This is a genomic window from Acinetobacter sp. 148, from assembly GCF_031196675.1.
GTDB lineage: Bacteria > Pseudomonadota > Gammaproteobacteria > Pseudomonadales > Moraxellaceae > Acinetobacter > Acinetobacter baumannii.
Window position 1 is genome coordinate 107,042 of the sequence record NZ_JAVIMT010000081.1, and the last position, 15,625, is coordinate 122,666.

The window sequence follows — 15,625 nt, forward strand, 5'->3', positions numbered from 1 at the left end:
AACTAAGATTTGGGAAAATAATCGATTTAAATTTATTAGAATAATTAAAATAAAAATATTAAATATAAGTAAAATAAAATAATGAGAAAGCAGAATTTATCTGCTTCACTCATAAAATATCAAAGTAAATTAACGGTTAATTGGGTGGTCAATATTTTTCTCACCGCTCCATAATTTTATAAAATCTTGCTCATCAAAATCATAAAGTTCCATAAGCGCAACAATTACACTTACGAAAATCATTGCACCTTCTGAGTTACCATGAATATTAAAAATCTTACCATTGAGCTTACCTAAAATATCTCTCAATTCGTGGTCACGGCCTCTGCCATAGCGGTCACGAGGATACAATTCCTCATTAAGTACAATAAGCGCTATCGCTTTTTCAGCACGTGATAAATCCGTTTTATCTAAAGCATCTTCAAAAGATTCACTGCCGTGATTAAAGTAGAAAATAACTTCATCATTAATGAAACTTTGAACCATTTTTTGAGTGAGTGTTGGGAACTGTGAAACAGCATCTTCTTCAACATACGGTTTAAACGATTCAGGAAAAATCACATTGTGATGTATGCCTTTAAAAAGAGGAGCGATTTCGGAAACCTTATAACCTGCGATCCCACATCCTAAAGCTGTCACAAAGTATTTCATTTTAGGATGATTTTTTGCATAAACTTTAAAGTCTTCAACATAATGCTCGATTTGGGAGAGTGGCATTTGTTGGATATGTTCATTTAATGTTGGAATTGCAAAGCTCTGACCAGCCCAGCCACGTCCTACACCCTCTACAGCCCCAAAATGCTGACTGGCAACACGTGCGGCTCCACTACCATGTTGTCCAGCCATATTACTACCGAAGACAAACACGGTATCTTCAGGGAGTTCGGTTACAATACTTTCATCATGATATTGATAGGTCATGGTTATGCTTTTTATCTAATGGATAAGTCCATGTTGCAACCGTTTACAGCATTGGTCAAGTATCAAGATGCTTAATATTTTCGATATAGATTAATCTCACTATAGACTTTAAATTAGGGAAAAAATCCCCATTAATTTGCTAGACGATAAATTCAAATTTTTTATAAAGAGAGAGAACTGTGAACGAAAATCAACCTTTCGATTTGGTCACTCATTACCAGCCAGCGGGTGATCAGCCACAGGCAATTGAAAAGCTGGTGAATGGTATCGAAAAGGGTTTTCGTAATCAGTTACTGCTAGGTGTGACCGGTTCAGGTAAGACCTATACCATGGCAAATGTGATTGCCCAAACTCAGCGTCCGACGATTGTGATGGCGCATAATAAGACCTTGGCAGCCCAGCTCTATGGTGAGTTTAAAGCTTTCTTCCCAAACAATGCAGTTGAGTATTTCGTAAGTTATTACGACTACTATCAACCCGAGGCCTATGTTCCGTCCTCAGATACATTTATTGAAAAAGACGCGGCAATTAATGACCATATTGACCAGATGCGATTATCGGCAACGCGTGCTTTGTTAGAACGTCGTGATGCGATTATTGTTGCTTCTGTTTCGGCCATTTATGGTTTGGGTGACCCAAATGCTTATATGCAAATGTTATTGCATGTGGTCCAAGGTGATCGAGTAAGTCGAGACGAAATTATTCGCCGTTTGGTTGAAATGCAATATACCCGTAATGAGCTTGAATTCTTACGTGGTACGTATCGTATCCGTGGTGAAATTATTGATATTTTCCCGGCAGAATCCGACCAACATGCGATTCGTATTGAACTCTTTGATGACGAAGTAGACTCAATTCGCTGGTTTGATCCGCTTACCGGTAAAATGGTCCGCAAAGTACCACGTGTCACGATTTACCCGAAAAGCCATTATGTGACGCCAAAAGACAACCTAACACGAGCTATCGATACCATTAAGGATGAATTGCAAGACCAGCTTAAGTTCTTCCGTGAACATGACAAGTTACTCGAAGCGCAGCGTATCGAGCAACGTACTCGTTATGATTTGGAAATGATGCAGCAGTTAGGGTACACCAATGGTATCGAAAACTACTCACGTCATTTATCGGGACGACCGGCAGGTGAAGCACCACCGACCTTATTTGACTATGTACCTGAAGATGCCTTACTTATTATTGATGAGTCGCATGTAACGGTTCCTCAAATTGGCGCAATGTATAAAGGTGACCGTTCGCGTAAAGAAAACTTGGTGAATTACGGTTTCCGTTTACCAAGTGCGCTTGATAACCGCCCAATGAAATTTGAAGAGTGGGAGCGTATTGTCCCGACCACTATTTTTGTGAGTGCCACACCAGCTAGATATGAACTGGAAAAATCAGAACAAGTGGTTGAGCAGGTTGTTCGACCAACGGGCTTGATTGATCCTGAAATTGAAGTTCGTCCGGTACTTACCCAAGTCGATGATGTTTTGTCTGAGATTAATATTCGTAAGAACTTAAATGAGCGTGTATTGGTAACGACTTTAACCAAGCGTATGGCGGAAGATTTAACTTCTTATTTAAAAGAATATGGCGTTAAGGTTGCTTATCTGCACTCGGATATTGATACAGTTGAACGTGTCAAAATTATTCATGAATTACGTACAGGTGTATTTGATGTACTAGTGGGTATTAACTTGCTGCGAGAAGGCTTAGATATGCCGGAAGTTTCTTTAGTTGCTATTTTAGATGCAGATAAAGAAGGTTTCTTACGTTCTGAGCGTTCGCTTATTCAGACGATTGGTCGTGCTGCGCGAAATGTGAAAGGTAAAGCAATTTTATATGCTGATACAATCACTGATTCTATGCGAAAGGCAATTGAGGAGACAGAGCGCCGACGTGCAAAACAAATCGAGTTTAATGAGCAGCATGGTATTACGCCACGTAGTGCAGTTCGTCAGGCTGTGAAAGAAATTGATACGGGTGAAGTACTTTCTGATGATCAGATTGATGAGAAAGTACTAGAGCAGGCACAAGCACTTAGCGCAGATGAACGACATATTCTTTCTGACCCTAAATTGTTTAGTAAGCACATTACTAAGCTAGAGAAAGAAATGTTAAAGGCGTCGAAGGATTTACAATTCGAGCAAGCGGCGCGTATTCGTGATGAAATTGTTCGTTTAAAAGCGCAAATGTTGCAATAAATGGATACATAACACTACATGATTTGTTTAAAAAACAAGCTACTGTAGATATTTAAGTTATTTTGTATTCACAACAAAGAGTTGAGGGCAACAATGGCATTTCGAAATAATGTTCCGCAAGCCAGTTGGCGCTTGGCAAAAATTGCATTGGGCGGTATTGTTCTGACTGGCTTAGCTGTCGGAACATATGCCTATGCCCAGCAGAAGCCTCTACCTACAGTCGATAAGGTTGAATTAGACCGTTATTTAGGTGTGTGGTATGAAGTCGCGCGTAAACCTGCTTTTTTCCAAAAAAAATGTGCTTACAATGTATCTGCAACCTATACCTTAAATGAAAATGGAAACATAGTTGTAGATAACCGCTGCTACGATAATCAAAAGCAATTACAGCAATCTATCGGTGAGGCTTTTGTAGTTAATCCACCGTATAACACGAAATTAAAGGTAAGCTTTTTACCCGAAGCTGTAAGATGGATTCCGATAATTCGTGGAGACTACTGGATTTTAAAGCTCGATGAAGATTACCAAACCGTTTTGGTAGGCGAACCTTCCCGAAAATATCTTTGGGTTTTATCTAGAACGCCACATCCATACAAAGAAGTGGTTGATGAATATCTAAATTATGCAAAAACATTAGGATTTGATATTCGAGATATTATTCATACCGAGCATAAAGAATAAATATATGCTGCTTAAGAAAAAACCATGTTTTCGCATGGTTTTTTCTTTTTTATAGTGGATAAATCAAGTATTGTATCGCTTTATTTTTCTTAAAGTATAAAGAGGTTAGTGATGTTAAAGGGCGTGATTTTGTCTGTCATGGCATCATTAACTTTTGGTGTTCTTTATTTTTATACTCAATTACTCGGCCAGCTTGATAGTGAACAGACTTTCGGATGGCGTATTATTGCGACTTTGCCATTTTTAACTTTATTTATGTGGTGGAGTGGTGATTTAAGCCATATTAAAAATATATATCAACGTATTTTAGCGAAACCTTCTTTACTTCTATTACTCATTACAACATCCGTTTTGACTTCGGTGCAGTTATGGCTGTTTTTATGGGGGCCTATGCATGGACGTGGTTTGCAAGTTTCTTTGGGATATTTCCTGTTACCGCTTGTTTTGGTTTTAGCGGGTAGTGTCTTATATGGAGAGAAAATATCGAAATTTCAGTGGATCGCTATTGTTCTTGCAATTATTGGTGTAGGGCATGAGATTTTTCGACTAGGAAGTATTGCTTGGGAAACTGCTTTAGTGGCTATAGGTTATTCCGCTTATTTCTTGTTACGTAAGAAAATTAAAACGGATAATTTAGGGGGCTTTTGGTGGGACCTTCTGATTATTATGCCAGTTGCAATCTATGTGACACATACAGGGTTATTGCCATATAGTAAGTTCCTCGATCAACCGACACTCGGGTTGGTTATTGCGGGCTTAGGTGTGCTTAGTGCTATAGGCTTGGGATGTTATATATTGGCAAGCCGTTATTTACCTTTGGTTGTGTTTGGTCTGCTTGGATATCTTGAACCGGTATTACTTGCTTTAGCATCTTTAGTGCTAGGGGAAAGCATTGGTAAAGAAGAATGGTTTACTTATCTTCCAATTTGGTGTGCCGTTTTCGTATTGGTTTTAGAAGGGGCTTTTCATCTTTACCAACAGCAGCAAAAAGCCAAAAATTTGCAATTAAATATCGAAAAATATCAAAAAAGATTAAAAAATGATGCTCACGATTAGAGCATCAAAATCTAAAAAGTAAGAAAAAGCAAAAATTTAGCGGCTTTAAACAATAAGATAATAAAAAATAATTATAGGTATTTTATGAATTTATGATGAATTTTGGGAAAATCTAGCCACTGACGTCAGCTTTTGATTCATTCTTGCCAATAATTCCATTACAATTACGGGGTTTTAAAAATCACGCCTAGATATAATTAATTAGAGGACGTATCTGTGAGCAAAGACACTATCATCGCCCTGCACGCTGAACACCAAGGCCGTTGGAAAAACCGTGAAGAAATCGCGGAACGTATGATTGCATTAATCGGTCAATTATACCGTGAAAAAAATATTGTCGTATCTGTTTACGGTCGCTCTTTAATTAACCGTTCTGTTATCCAAATTTTGAAAACTCACCGTCGTACACGTGTTGTAGATGTTGAGCTTTCTGTAGTAAATACTTTCCCTATTTTAGAAGCTTTAGCAAAAGTTGAAAATATCGGTTCTGCAGAAGTTGATATTGGTAAACTTGCAGTTGAATATAAAGAAAAAGGCGGTGATGTTGACGCTTTTGTTGCTCAAGCTGTTGAGTCAATTAAAGGTAGCGCAACTTCTGAACAACCTAAAGATGTAGTACTTTACGGTTTTGGTCGTATTGGCCGTATCTTGGCTCGTTTAATCATTAGCCAATCAGGTTTAGGTCGCGGTTTAAGCCTTAAAGCGATTGTTGTTCGTAAGTCTTCTGACGGTGACTTGGCAAAACGTGCTTCTTTACTTCGTCGTGACTCTATTCACGGTACTTTTGCAGGTACAATCTCTGTTGATGAAGAAAACGAAGCAATTATCGCTAACGGTAACTTCATCAAAGTAATCTATGCATCTAGCCCAAGCGAAGTAGACTATACTCAATACGGTATTGAAAACGCGCTTTTAATCGACAACACTGGTAAATGGCGTGATGCTGAAGGCCTAAGCCAACACTTGAAATGCCCAGGTGTTGCACGTGTTGTATTAACTGCACCAAGTAAAGGCGAAATGAAAAACGTTGTATTTGGTGTAAACAACTCTGACATTTTAGATGAAGACAAAATCATCTCTGCTGCAAGTTGTACAACAAATGCGATCACTCCAATTCTTAAAGTATTGGATGACAAATATAAAGTTCTTAATGGTCACGTTGAGACAGTTCACTCATTTACAAATGACCAGAACTTAATCGATAACTACCACAAAGCTGATCGTCGTGGTCGTGCTGCTACATTGAACATGGTTATTACTGAAACTGGTGCTGCTAAAGCTGTTGCTAAAGCATTGCCTGCGTTAAAAGGTAAGTTAACTGGTAACTCTGTACGTGTTCCAACACCAAACGTATCTCTTGCGATTTTAAACTTAACGCTTGATAAAGAAGTTGATCGTGAAGAAGTGAACGAATACATTCGTCAAATTTCGATCAACTCTAACCTTCAAGGCCAAATCGGTTATACCAACTCTACAGAAGTGGTATCAAGCGACTTTATCGGTTCTCGTACTGCTGGTGTATATGATGCTCAAGCAACGATTACTTCTGGTAACCGCTTAACTGCATATGTTTGGTACGATAACGAAGTAGGTTATAGCTGCCAAGTATTACGTATTGCTGAGCAAATGTGTGGCGTAAGCTATAAAAAAATTCCTGCAGAAACTAACGCTTAATCTGTTTTAACGTTAGATAAAAGAATGTGACAAAAAGACCCAGTTTAGACTGGGTTTTTTTACAACCGTACAAAATATATGCTGATTATTTTTTAGAAATCAATGAGAATACGGTTTAAGGAACAAAAAGAAATAGTAAGGGATTGGAATTGCAGCAGTTTAAAAGATTATTGATCGTCTTCTTTTTTATTATCATCGCGAATATATGTGGTGTACTTATCGCCATTTGGGTGTTTAAACATTTTAATATTTATATTCCGTTGAAAAACCAGGCAGTAGCGATCGATTTACAAGAGCCATTACAGGTACAAGTTAAAGTAAAAGATGCTTTAAATGTCGATGTAAAAGGGCGAGTGAATGCTAATATTCCTATTAATGAGAAGTTAAATATTCCTTTAACGCAGACTTTAACACCACGTGTCTATTTCGATAATATGGTGCCGATTAGTACGGTTATTCCAGTTAAAGAAACTTTAAAAGTTGACCAAAGTTTGCCAATTGACACGAAAGTTCAGGTGAGAGTGCTTGGTAAAGATATTACTTTGCCATTAAAAGGTAATATTCCTTTACAGTTGGATGTACCTATTGATATACAAGTTCCACTCGATCAAAAAGTTCATTTGAAGTTTGATGCGCCAGTAAAAACGGTCTTGAAAGAAAATCTTCATATTCCATTAAATGCTCAATTAAAAACAAATATTCCAATTCAGGGAAGTTTGAATGTCCCTGTGAAAACAGCTTTAAATGCGTCGGTAGATGTAAAAAATACCTTGCCAGTTAAAATCGAGCATGGTGAGTTAAAAATACCACTATCGAGCATGAGCCTGAATCGCGTTAAATCTGGCGAAGATAACTCTTCACCTGTTCAGAACCAGACAAAATAGGTGAATGGCTTATGTTTGGCTCATTAAAAAGTATATTAATCAGTTTCTTTCTGATTATGATACTCACGGCAATCTTATTTTGGTTTTATTTAAACATACAGGCTTCAGTTGTGGTTTCAGCACATGAGTCAGATATTCGATTACCAGAATCATTAGAAACTAAAATACATGTTGGCAATAATTTGCAAGTCCAATCGATAGGTAAATTAGACACATCTATTGATATTGACCGTCAGATTTCAGTTCCATTAAAAGGAAGATACTTGGCTGATTTAGAGTTTGAAGTCGAGACTCCAATTACAGTAAGTGTTGATTATGCGACAACATTAAAAGTCGATCAGGTGATGCCTTTGGAAACAACCACTGACTTAATTTACAAAAATAAGTTATTACCAAGGTTTCCATTAAAATTAAATATCCCGATTAAACTTGATATACCATTTCAGTTAAAACGTAGTTATACCATTCCGGTTAAAATTGCTTTTAATGGTCCGGTTTATTTTGAGTTTGATGAATCTATAAATTTGCCAATTAAACATCAGTTTAACCCAAGTTTGAACGTTAACGATGCAATGGAAATGGGGAATATTTCAAGCTTTAATGCCATTATGTATAACTCTGTTCAGCACACTAAAGCTAATTTGGACATGAAGATGGATTTACCTTTACGTAATGTTCATCCTTAGGTAATTAATCAATAAAAATAGACCATGGCTTGCTGTAGGTTTATATCCTGATAAAAAGAAATAAAATAAGCAGCAGGAAAGTAGAATTCTCTCGATTTTCTATTCGAGAATTTTCTGAAAATATGGCAGAATAGGCGGTTTTAGAGTTTTTAGAGGATTGGCAAATGCGCTTTGTTGATGAAGCAGTCATTACCGTAGAGGCTGGCGACGGTGGCAATGGCGTAGCCAGTTTTCGCCGTGAAAAATTTGTACCATTTGGTGGCCCAGATGGTGGTGATGGCGGACGTGGTGGAAGTATCTATATTCAAGCAGATGATGATACAAGTACCCTAGTCGATTACCGTTACACCCGTAAATTCCGCGCTGAGCGTGGTAAAAACGGTGCAGGTGCTAACTGTACCGGACGTGGTGGTGAAGATGTGGTTTTAAAAGTACCCGTTGGTACAACAATTGTTGATACAGATTCAGGCGATATTATTGGCGATCTGGTAGAAGACGGCCAAAGAGTCATGGTTGCAAGCGGTGGTGAAGGTGGTTTAGGAAATACTCACTTTAAATCATCAACCAACCGTGCTCCACGTAAATGTACGACAGGTACAAAAGGTGAGTTCCGTGAAATTCGCCTTGAGTTGAAAGTATTAGCAGATGTTGGCTTATTAGGTATGCCAAATGCTGGTAAATCAACATTTATTCGTGCAGTAAGTGCCGCGAAACCAAAAGTAGCAGATTATCCATTTACCACTATGGTTCCTAACCTAGGTGTAGTAGATGCTGACCGTCACCGCTCGTTTGTGATGGCAGATATTCCGGGACTTATTGAGGGTGCAGCAGAAGGTGCAGGTTTAGGTATTCGTTTCCTTAAGCATTTAGCACGTACACGTATTCTTTTGCACATTATTGATGTACAACCAATTGATGGTTCAGACCCGGCCCATAATGCTAAAGCAATTATGAATGAACTGGCCAAGTTTTCTCCTACTTTGGCGAAGTTACCAATTGTATTAGTACTTAATAAACTTGATCAGATTGCTGAAGAAAGCCGTGAAGAATGGTGTCAGCATATTCTAGATGAGTTGCAATGGACAGGTCCTGTCTTTAAGACCTCGGGTTTACTCGAAGAAGGAACCAAAGAAGTTGTTTATTACCTCATGGATCAGATTGAACAACAACGTGAACGTGAAGTTGAAGATCCTGAGTACGCAGCAGAAGTAAGAGCATTCCGTGAACAGCTTGAAGCTGAAACACGTGAACAGACCATTGCAGCGAAGGAAGCATACCGTGCTATGCGTAAGGCACAACGCCTTGAAAGCATGATGGACGATGATGATGACTTCGATGACGATGAAGACGATGGTGATGTAGAAAGCATCTACGTTCGTGACTAAAAAACCGAGGAAAACATGATAGAAGTGGTCGATGGGCAACGTAAGCTCAGTGAGTGTAAACGAATCGTTGTTAAAATCGGATCATCTTTACTCACGGCAAATGGGCAGGGTCTAGATCTGGACGCTATTTCGCATTGGGCGAAACAGATTGCAGATTTACACAATGCTGGACACGAAATTATTTTAGTGTCTTCAGGAGCTGTGGCAGAAGGTATGGTTCGTATGAAGCTTGCGAGTCGACCCACCGATCTACCCAGTCTTCAAGCATGCGCCGCAATTGGGCAGATGGGCCTAATTCATACTTGGTCTAGTGTGCTTGAAAATCATAGTATCCGAACTGCTCAGGTGTTGTTAACACATGATGATTTGGCAGACCGCCGTCGTTACTTAAATTCATGTGATGCATTGCAGAACTTGATTGATTGGCGTGTTATTCCGGTCATTAATGAAAACGATACTGTATCTACCGATGAGATTCGTTTTGGTGATAACGATACACTAGCAGCTATGGTTGCTGGTCAAGTACATGCTGATTTATTAATTATTTTAACAGATCAGCAAGGTATGTTTGATTCAGACCCACGTCATAATCCTGATGCAAAATTGTTATCAACTGTGCGTGCCATGGATGATGTTTTATTTGAAATGGCTGGTGGTGGCGGTGTGCTTGGACGAGGTGGCATGGTCACTAAAGTTCGTGCTGCACGTTTAGCTGCCAAGTCAGGTTGTCCAACACTGATCGCTAGTGGTGAAAGCGACAATGTGTTGTCACGAGTGATGGCTGGTGAGATGTTAGGTACGTTGTTTACGACTGATAAAGACCGTATGACAGCGCATCAGCAATGGCTTGCTGCACATTTACAAACAGCGGGTCGTCTTGTAATTGATGATGGCGCAGTTGAAGCGATTAAATTGAAACATCGCAGTTTATTGCCTGTTGGGGTAAAAACTGTTGAAGGACATTTTGATCGTGGTGATGTGGTTGAATGTGTCGATAAACAAGGTAAACGTGTTGCGGTTGGGCGAGTAAATTTTAGTTCTCGTTCTGCTGAAATTATTAAAGGTCTTTCTTCAGACAAAGTTTACCAAGTACTTGGTGAAGCCCGTTCATTAGAAATGATTCATCGCGATCATATGGCAATTTACTAAGTTGTTCTAAATTAAAAAAGCTCGCATCATGCGAGCTTTTTTTGTGGGGTTAATGAGGGCAAGATTCGATCTTCACCGACCATAAAAGGATGTGTAGCAAGACTAAGCATGTCTAAATCTTCTGAGCTATTTCCATACGCATAGATTCGCTGATAATGTTTTAGAGAATATTGCTCATGTATTCTTATCTTCTTTTGCTCACTACTACAATCCGGAGTTGAGTAGTAACCTGTCATCATGCCATTTTTAATTTGAGTCTCTGTACAAATTAATTCGATACCTAGTAATTTGCAAAGTGGAGCAAGATAGATATCAATGGAAGCAGAAACTAATACCACCTGATCACCTAATAGCTGGTGTTGCTGTAATTGTGCAAAAATTTCAGGTGAAAGTGCAGAGACGAGTTCTTGTGCGTATTCTTCGCCTAGTCTTTGCAATTCAATTGCAGGAGTATCTCTGAACATGCTACGAAATAGCTTAGCACGCATCGCATGGGCTGGATAAAAGTTAAGATAATAGGCTTGAATCCATGGCAGGATTTTCAAGCCTTGCTTCACAATATGGCGTTTAGACAACGCATAAAAGATGAACCCTGTAAAACTGTCTTTACTGCACAAGGTTCCATCAAAATCGAACAGGGCGAGATTTTTTATAGTCTTATTCGTTTCGCTCGTTGCATACATGTTTCATATCGTCCGTTTACGCGGGTTGCATACCAGTTAGTATTATAGTCACGACTTAGTTTAGGCCCAGAAATCACCACTTGCGGCATAATTGCATAGAGCGGCTCTTTGCCAGTTTTTGATTTATAAAGTTTAGTCAGCGCAATATAAGTTTGAGTACTCTCAAACTTTTTCTCTTTTTCTAATTTTAGATCATCACGAATCTGTCTTGGTGTAACTAAAACATTATTACTAGCAAATACAGTAATTAGTTCTTTTTCTGACTCGCTTTGAGTTGCGCGTGGATCACCATCTTTTGTGTAAAGGAGTAGATCGCCATCAAGACTTATATCCTTGTCGGTGAGTTCTTTTAGCATTTTTTGAAAAGCTGCATTACGGCTAGAGTACATACCAGAGTTGTAATCTGCAAAACGATAAATGGCTTTATCATAATCTGCCGGATAAACCATTAAACGGTGAATTCCATAATAAAGGCCGCCATACTCGGTATATAAGTCATCACGTAGTGCAGCAGTATTCATACTCGAGCGTTTGTTTGCTTTGGCATAGTTAATATGAACTTGCATTGAACCCAGTGTAGTGATCGGATTCATTTTTTCGCCAATATCTTGTCCAACTAATTTAGCTGCGCCAGTTAAAGCACTCACGTGATAGTGTTTGGCCATAAAGTCGAAAATTTCTCGGTAAAGTAAATCAAGGTCTTTCTCGGTTTTAACTTTACGCATCTGACTCATATAGTTATTGTCAGGAGAGGGTTGGGTTCTTAGTACTTCTTCAAAGTAACCTGCAATTGTTCCACCAATGGTTTTGCCAAGCTTATCTTCAAATTTTTCATTTAAACGTGTACTGACTTCCTCAACCGCTTTTTGTCCTAATCCTGGCACTTGAGGATTGGCGACAAAATTGGATTCTTGATCAACGACCGCCACAATACTACAGACATTTTGTTTGGTTTTAGGAATGTCTATGTCTTTCATAATGTCATCAATATCTTTAGCCCATGACTCACGGTCATGCACACGAGATGGAATGAGACGTTTGATTTGCTGGCTTTCTAATTCAGGCTCATCATTATTTGACCACCAGGCTTTATCTCCACAAGCAGCTAAACTCATGCATACGGCAACCATACCGAATGATTTAAATAAAAAACGGGAAGACAACGGTTTGTTCATGGAGAGGAGGACACCTGCATAAAAAGATGAGCTGATCAAGCGGATGAAGTATACTATGCCGATCATCAATTGTATGAATATATATGTATATTGGTCCCTATCAACTGTCAAATAATTTAATTGTTGCCCCTATGGCCGGTGTAACTGACCGTCCATTTAGAACGCTGTGCAAGTATTTTGGTGCGGGTCATGCAGTCAGTGAAATGATGACTGCTGACAAGACTTTACGTATGACTAAAAAAAGTCTTTATCGTGCTAATTTTGATGGAGAGTTAGCTCCAATTTCTGCACAGATTGCTGGTTCTGATCCAGAACAGTTGGCTGAAGCGGCTCGTTACCAAGTCGCAAATGGCGCGCAAATTGTTGATATCAATATGGGATGTCCTGCAAAGAAAGTATGTAATAAATTAGCGGGTTCAGCATTATTACAAGATGAAGATTTGGTAGCTCGAATATTAGATGCAGTCGTTGCAGCAGTTGATGTTCCGGTAACTTTAAAAACCCGTTTGGGATTTTTAAATGGCCAAGAGAATATTCTACGGGTGGCTAAGCGTGCCGAAGAGGCTGGCATCGCTGCATTAGCACTACACGGCCGTACGCGTGAAGATATGTATTTAAATACCGCCCGTTATGAATTGATTAAGCATGTTAAAGAATTAATCCATATTCCTGTGATTGCTAATGGTGATATTGATAGTCCTGAAAAAGCAAAATATGTACTGGACTATACTGGGGCGGATGCAATTATGATTGGGCGGGCTGCACAAGGTCGACCGTGGATTTTTCGTGAAATTGCCCATTACTTAAAAACTGGTGAACACCTTGCTGCTCCGAATATTGAAGAAGTTAAAGAGGTGCTTTTAGGGCATTTGTCTGAGTTATATCAGTTTTATGGTGAATACTCTGGTTGTCGTATTGCCCGTAAGCATATTGCTTGGTACACCAAAGGTTTACGCTCAAGTAATGAGTTTCGACAAAATATGTATAAAGTTGAAACGACTGCTGAACAAGCTTTAGTTGTTGAGAGCTATTTTAATCAATTGCTCGCTGAAGGTAATTTGATGAGCGATGTTCAGGTTGAACAGGTTAATTTATTAGATACTCACTAAAATAAAGCAACCAGTACAGAGACTGGTTGCTTGGAATTTTTACCTATTCATTGTCTAGCATTTCAACGACCAGTTGATTAACCAGATCAGGTGCTTCAAGTTCACGTATTTGTGCAACGTTACTTCCTGCCCAAAAAGCACCAAAACCGTAATCTTGGTGTTTGCTTGCAAGAGCATTTAGTTGCTTTGCTAAATCATAGGTATAAGGATATTCGGGTTGTACAGGGCGAGTAGGTAAATCAATTTTTGTATGCCAATGGTTGAGTATCCCCCGAGCAGGGCGTCCAGAAAGACTAGCACTAATCTGTGTTACAGGTTTACTAAATAGGGCTTTGCGATATTCGGCAGAAGCATTTGAAGTTTGGCATTGAACAAATGCTGTCCCTAATTGGACTGCGGCTGCGCCTAAGCCCAACATATGTTTGGCTTGTAAGCCAGTCATTATGCCACCTGCGGCGACAACCGGAAGTGTACAGTGCTGCACAATCAGTTGAACCAAGTCACTAGTTTTAATTGCCCCATCAAAAGTTTGGTTGAAAATCCCTCTATGTCCACCTGCCTCAATCCCTTGGGCAATAATAATATCGATACCCGCTGCCTCAATAGCTTGAGCTTCGATCAAATTAGTTGCCGAAACCATAGTCAAAATACCAGCCTCTTTTAAAGCTTTAATTTGATGCGGATGCGGAATACCAAAGTGAAAACTTACGGCTTTTGGCTTAGTTTCTAAAACAACATTTAAAAAATCATCATTGTCTAAAAAACTTGGATAGATACAGTGTAATTCTTGGGGCGGTTGAGCACCGAATTTTTCAAAATGAGGACGTAGGTAATCAAGCCATTGTTTTGCTTTTTCTACATTAAGCTCAGTCGATTGATGACAGAAAAAATTAACTTGAAATGGGTTTTCCGTGAGCGCTTGAGTTTTTAAAATTTGTTCACGTGCACTTTGCGGTGTGTTTGCTCCTAAGCCTAATGATCCAAGGCCTCCTTGATTTGAAACCTCGGCTGCTAATTCAGGAGTAGAGACGCCCGCCATAGGAGCCAGAAAAATTGGATGTTTGATTGCAAGTTGTTGTAATAGGCTCATTTTATTCACCTCAATTCTTTCTCTTCACCATAACGTGAAAATAGAATGAAGAGCAAATAATATTGGCTATTTAATTTTTAAATATTAAGAGTCTTATTTAAAAAACTCTCTTATAAAGGAGTGACATTAAATAAGGAACCAATCCAGCTTGAAAAAGCCATCGCTAAAATACCCCATAAGGTAATACGTAAACTACCTTTGATTTTAGACGTGCCTGCAAAATAACTCGAAAGGGCACCTAAAATTGCTAATGCCGCGATACCTGTAATAAGCACACTTGGCATAATTAAATGCTCTGGGCTAAACAAAATGGCAAGCATGGGGAAAAATGCCCCAAATGAAAATGATGCTGCTGAGGAGAGTGCTGCTTGAATTGGGTTTGCCGCCGTATTTTCATGAATACCGATTTCATCTCGGGCATGTGCACCCAAAGCATCATGAGTTGTAAGCTGAATAGCTACCTCCTTTGCTAGTTCTTTTGAAAGTCCCCTAGAAATATAGATTTGAGTTAATTCATCCAATTCTTTTTGAGGGTATTTTTTTAATTCTTTTGCCTCAATAGCTAAATCTGATTTTTCAATATCTTCTTGAGATTTAACAGAAATATATTCTCCGGCAGCCATTGAGGTTGCGCCTGAAATGAGCCCGGCAACACAAGTGATAAATAGAGTATGTGAGCTTGCCCCACTTGCAGCCATCCCCATAATTAAGCTAGTCACTGAAATAATGCCATCATTAGCGCCTAATACTGAGGCTCTTAGCCAACCTGAGCGCTGAATGGCATGATGCTCTGTATGATGTGGAAAAGCCATGTGTTTTTCCTTATTAATGTTTTATAAATGCTATGAAATTTTACAATTTATTGGTCAAAAAATATGTCATTATTATAGGAAATTTAGGGATAAGACAGAATAGATCAATAATAAAAATG

General features: G+C 38.9%; 14 protein-coding genes. 9 read left to right on the forward strand and 5 right to left on the reverse strand.

Features of this window, described 5'->3' with window-relative positions:
- Positions 1–129: 129 nt before the first annotated feature.
- The gene (locus RFX69_RS14440) at positions 130–921 is read right to left on the reverse strand and encodes a hypothetical protein (RefSeq protein ID WP_023896332.1); all 792 of its coding nucleotides are present in this window, start codon (positions 919–921) and stop codon (positions 130–132) included.
- 179 nt (positions 922–1,100) lie between these two features.
- On the opposite strand from RFX69_RS14440, the gene uvrB reads away from it, so the two are divergent.
- The 8 genes from uvrB (at position 1,101) to proB (ending at position 10,637) form a co-directional block, all read left to right on the forward strand.
- Positions 1,101–3,122: an excinuclease ABC subunit UvrB gene (gene uvrB / locus RFX69_RS14445; protein WP_023896333.1), complete on the forward strand. Its 2,022-nt coding sequence runs from the start codon at positions 1,101–1,103 to the stop codon at positions 3,120–3,122.
- 93 nt (positions 3,123–3,215) lie between these two features.
- Positions 3,216–3,803, forward strand: a complete 588-nt coding sequence (locus tag RFX69_RS14450) for a lipocalin family protein (RefSeq protein WP_023896334.1) — start codon at positions 3,216–3,218, stop codon at positions 3,801–3,803.
- A 108-nt stretch (positions 3,804–3,911) separates the two neighbouring features.
- Positions 3,912–4,859, forward strand: coding sequence for an EamA family transporter RarD (gene rarD / locus RFX69_RS14455; protein WP_289332543.1), 948 nt, complete (start codon positions 3,912–3,914; stop codon positions 4,857–4,859).
- 216 nt (positions 4,860–5,075) lie between these two features.
- Positions 5,076–6,533: a glyceraldehyde-3-phosphate dehydrogenase gene (locus RFX69_RS14460; protein WP_000031228.1), complete on the forward strand. Its 1,458-nt coding sequence runs from the start codon at positions 5,076–5,078 to the stop codon at positions 6,531–6,533.
- Between the two features lie 149 nt (positions 6,534–6,682).
- Entirely contained in the window at positions 6,683–7,417 is a 735-nt protein-coding gene (locus RFX69_RS14465; RefSeq protein ID WP_001183838.1) for a hypothetical protein, read from the forward strand.
- Positions 7,418–7,428: 11 nt separating this feature from the next.
- Positions 7,429–8,103 carry a hypothetical protein gene (locus RFX69_RS14470; RefSeq protein ID WP_000468065.1) on the forward strand — a complete coding sequence of 225 codons (675 nt, stop codon included), beginning with the start codon at positions 7,429–7,431 and terminating at the stop codon, positions 8,101–8,103.
- Positions 8,104–8,267: 164 nt separating this feature from the next.
- Positions 8,268–9,488 (forward strand): Obg family GTPase CgtA, encoded by a 1,221-nt coding sequence (cgtA, locus tag RFX69_RS14475; RefSeq protein ID WP_001212949.1) that lies wholly within the window; start codon positions 8,268–8,270, stop codon positions 9,486–9,488.
- A gap of 15 nt (positions 9,489–9,503) precedes the next feature.
- Entirely contained in the window at positions 9,504–10,637 is a 1,134-nt protein-coding gene (gene proB, locus RFX69_RS14480; protein ID WP_000573844.1) for a glutamate 5-kinase, read from the forward strand.
- 26 nt (positions 10,638–10,663) lie between these two features.
- Here proB and RFX69_RS14485 read toward each other — a convergent pair whose 3' ends face one another.
- Together RFX69_RS14485 and RFX69_RS14490 are read right to left on the reverse strand one after the other, a co-directional pair.
- Positions 10,664–11,320 (reverse strand): HAD-IB family hydrolase, encoded by a 657-nt coding sequence (locus tag RFX69_RS14485; RefSeq protein WP_000271363.1) that lies wholly within the window; start codon positions 11,318–11,320, stop codon positions 10,664–10,666.
- A complete protein-coding gene (locus RFX69_RS14490; RefSeq protein WP_289332542.1) occupies positions 11,287–12,495 on the reverse strand; it encodes a DUF1615 family protein in 1,209 nt (402 codons plus the stop codon). The genes RFX69_RS14485 and RFX69_RS14490 overlap by 34 nt, the downstream gene beginning before the upstream one ends.
- An 83-nt stretch (positions 12,496–12,578) precedes the next feature.
- Here RFX69_RS14490 and dusB point away from each other — a divergent pair, with 83 nt between their 5' ends.
- On the forward strand, positions 12,579–13,604 hold the full coding sequence (gene dusB / locus RFX69_RS14495) for a tRNA dihydrouridine synthase DusB (RefSeq protein ID WP_000275423.1): 1,026 nt from the start codon (positions 12,579–12,581) through the stop codon (positions 13,602–13,604).
- A gap of 43 nt (positions 13,605–13,647) precedes the next feature.
- Here dusB and RFX69_RS14500 read toward each other — a convergent pair whose 3' ends face one another.
- Both RFX69_RS14500 and RFX69_RS14505 read right to left on the reverse strand, forming a co-directional pair.
- Positions 13,648–14,694 carry a nitronate monooxygenase family protein gene (locus RFX69_RS14500; RefSeq protein WP_289332541.1) on the reverse strand — a complete coding sequence of 349 codons (1,047 nt, stop codon included), beginning with the start codon at positions 14,692–14,694 and terminating at the stop codon, positions 13,648–13,650.
- Between the two features lie 110 nt (positions 14,695–14,804).
- Positions 14,805–15,506 (reverse strand): VIT family protein, encoded by a 702-nt coding sequence (locus RFX69_RS14505; RefSeq protein ID WP_000885360.1) that lies wholly within the window; start codon positions 15,504–15,506, stop codon positions 14,805–14,807.
- Positions 15,507–15,625 lie beyond the last annotated feature (119 nt).

Bases quoted from the DNA above. Each gene is read 5' to 3' on its own strand.
- RFX69_RS14490 (WP_289332542.1), bottom strand. From the start codon at position 12,495: ATGAACAAACCGTTGTCTTCCCGTTTTTTATTTAAATCATTCGGTATG.
- dusB (WP_000275423.1), top strand. From the start codon at position 12,579: ATGTATATTGGTCCCTATCAACTGTCAAATAATTTAATTGTTGCCCCT.
- RFX69_RS14470 (WP_000468065.1), top strand. From the start codon at position 7,429: ATGTTTGGCTCATTAAAAAGTATATTAATCAGTTTCTTTCTGATTATG.
- RFX69_RS14450 (WP_023896334.1), top strand. From the start codon at position 3,216: ATGGCATTTCGAAATAATGTTCCGCAAGCCAGTTGGCGCTTGGCAAAA.
- RFX69_RS14485 (WP_000271363.1), bottom strand. From the start codon at position 11,320: ATGTATGCAACGAGCGAAACGAATAAGACTATAAAAAATCTCGCCCTG.
- RFX69_RS14505 (WP_000885360.1), bottom strand. From the start codon at position 15,506: ATGGCTTTTCCACATCATACAGAGCATCATGCCATTCAGCGCTCAGGT.
- cgtA (WP_001212949.1), top strand. From the start codon at position 8,268: ATGCGCTTTGTTGATGAAGCAGTCATTACCGTAGAGGCTGGCGACGGT.
- RFX69_RS14500 (WP_289332541.1), bottom strand. From the start codon at position 14,694: ATGAGCCTATTACAACAACTTGCAATCAAACATCCAATTTTTCTGGCT.
- RFX69_RS14440 (WP_023896332.1), bottom strand. From the start codon at position 921: ATGACCTATCAATATCATGATGAAAGTATTGTAACCGAACTCCCTGAA.
- proB (WP_000573844.1), top strand. From the start codon at position 9,504: ATGATAGAAGTGGTCGATGGGCAACGTAAGCTCAGTGAGTGTAAACGA.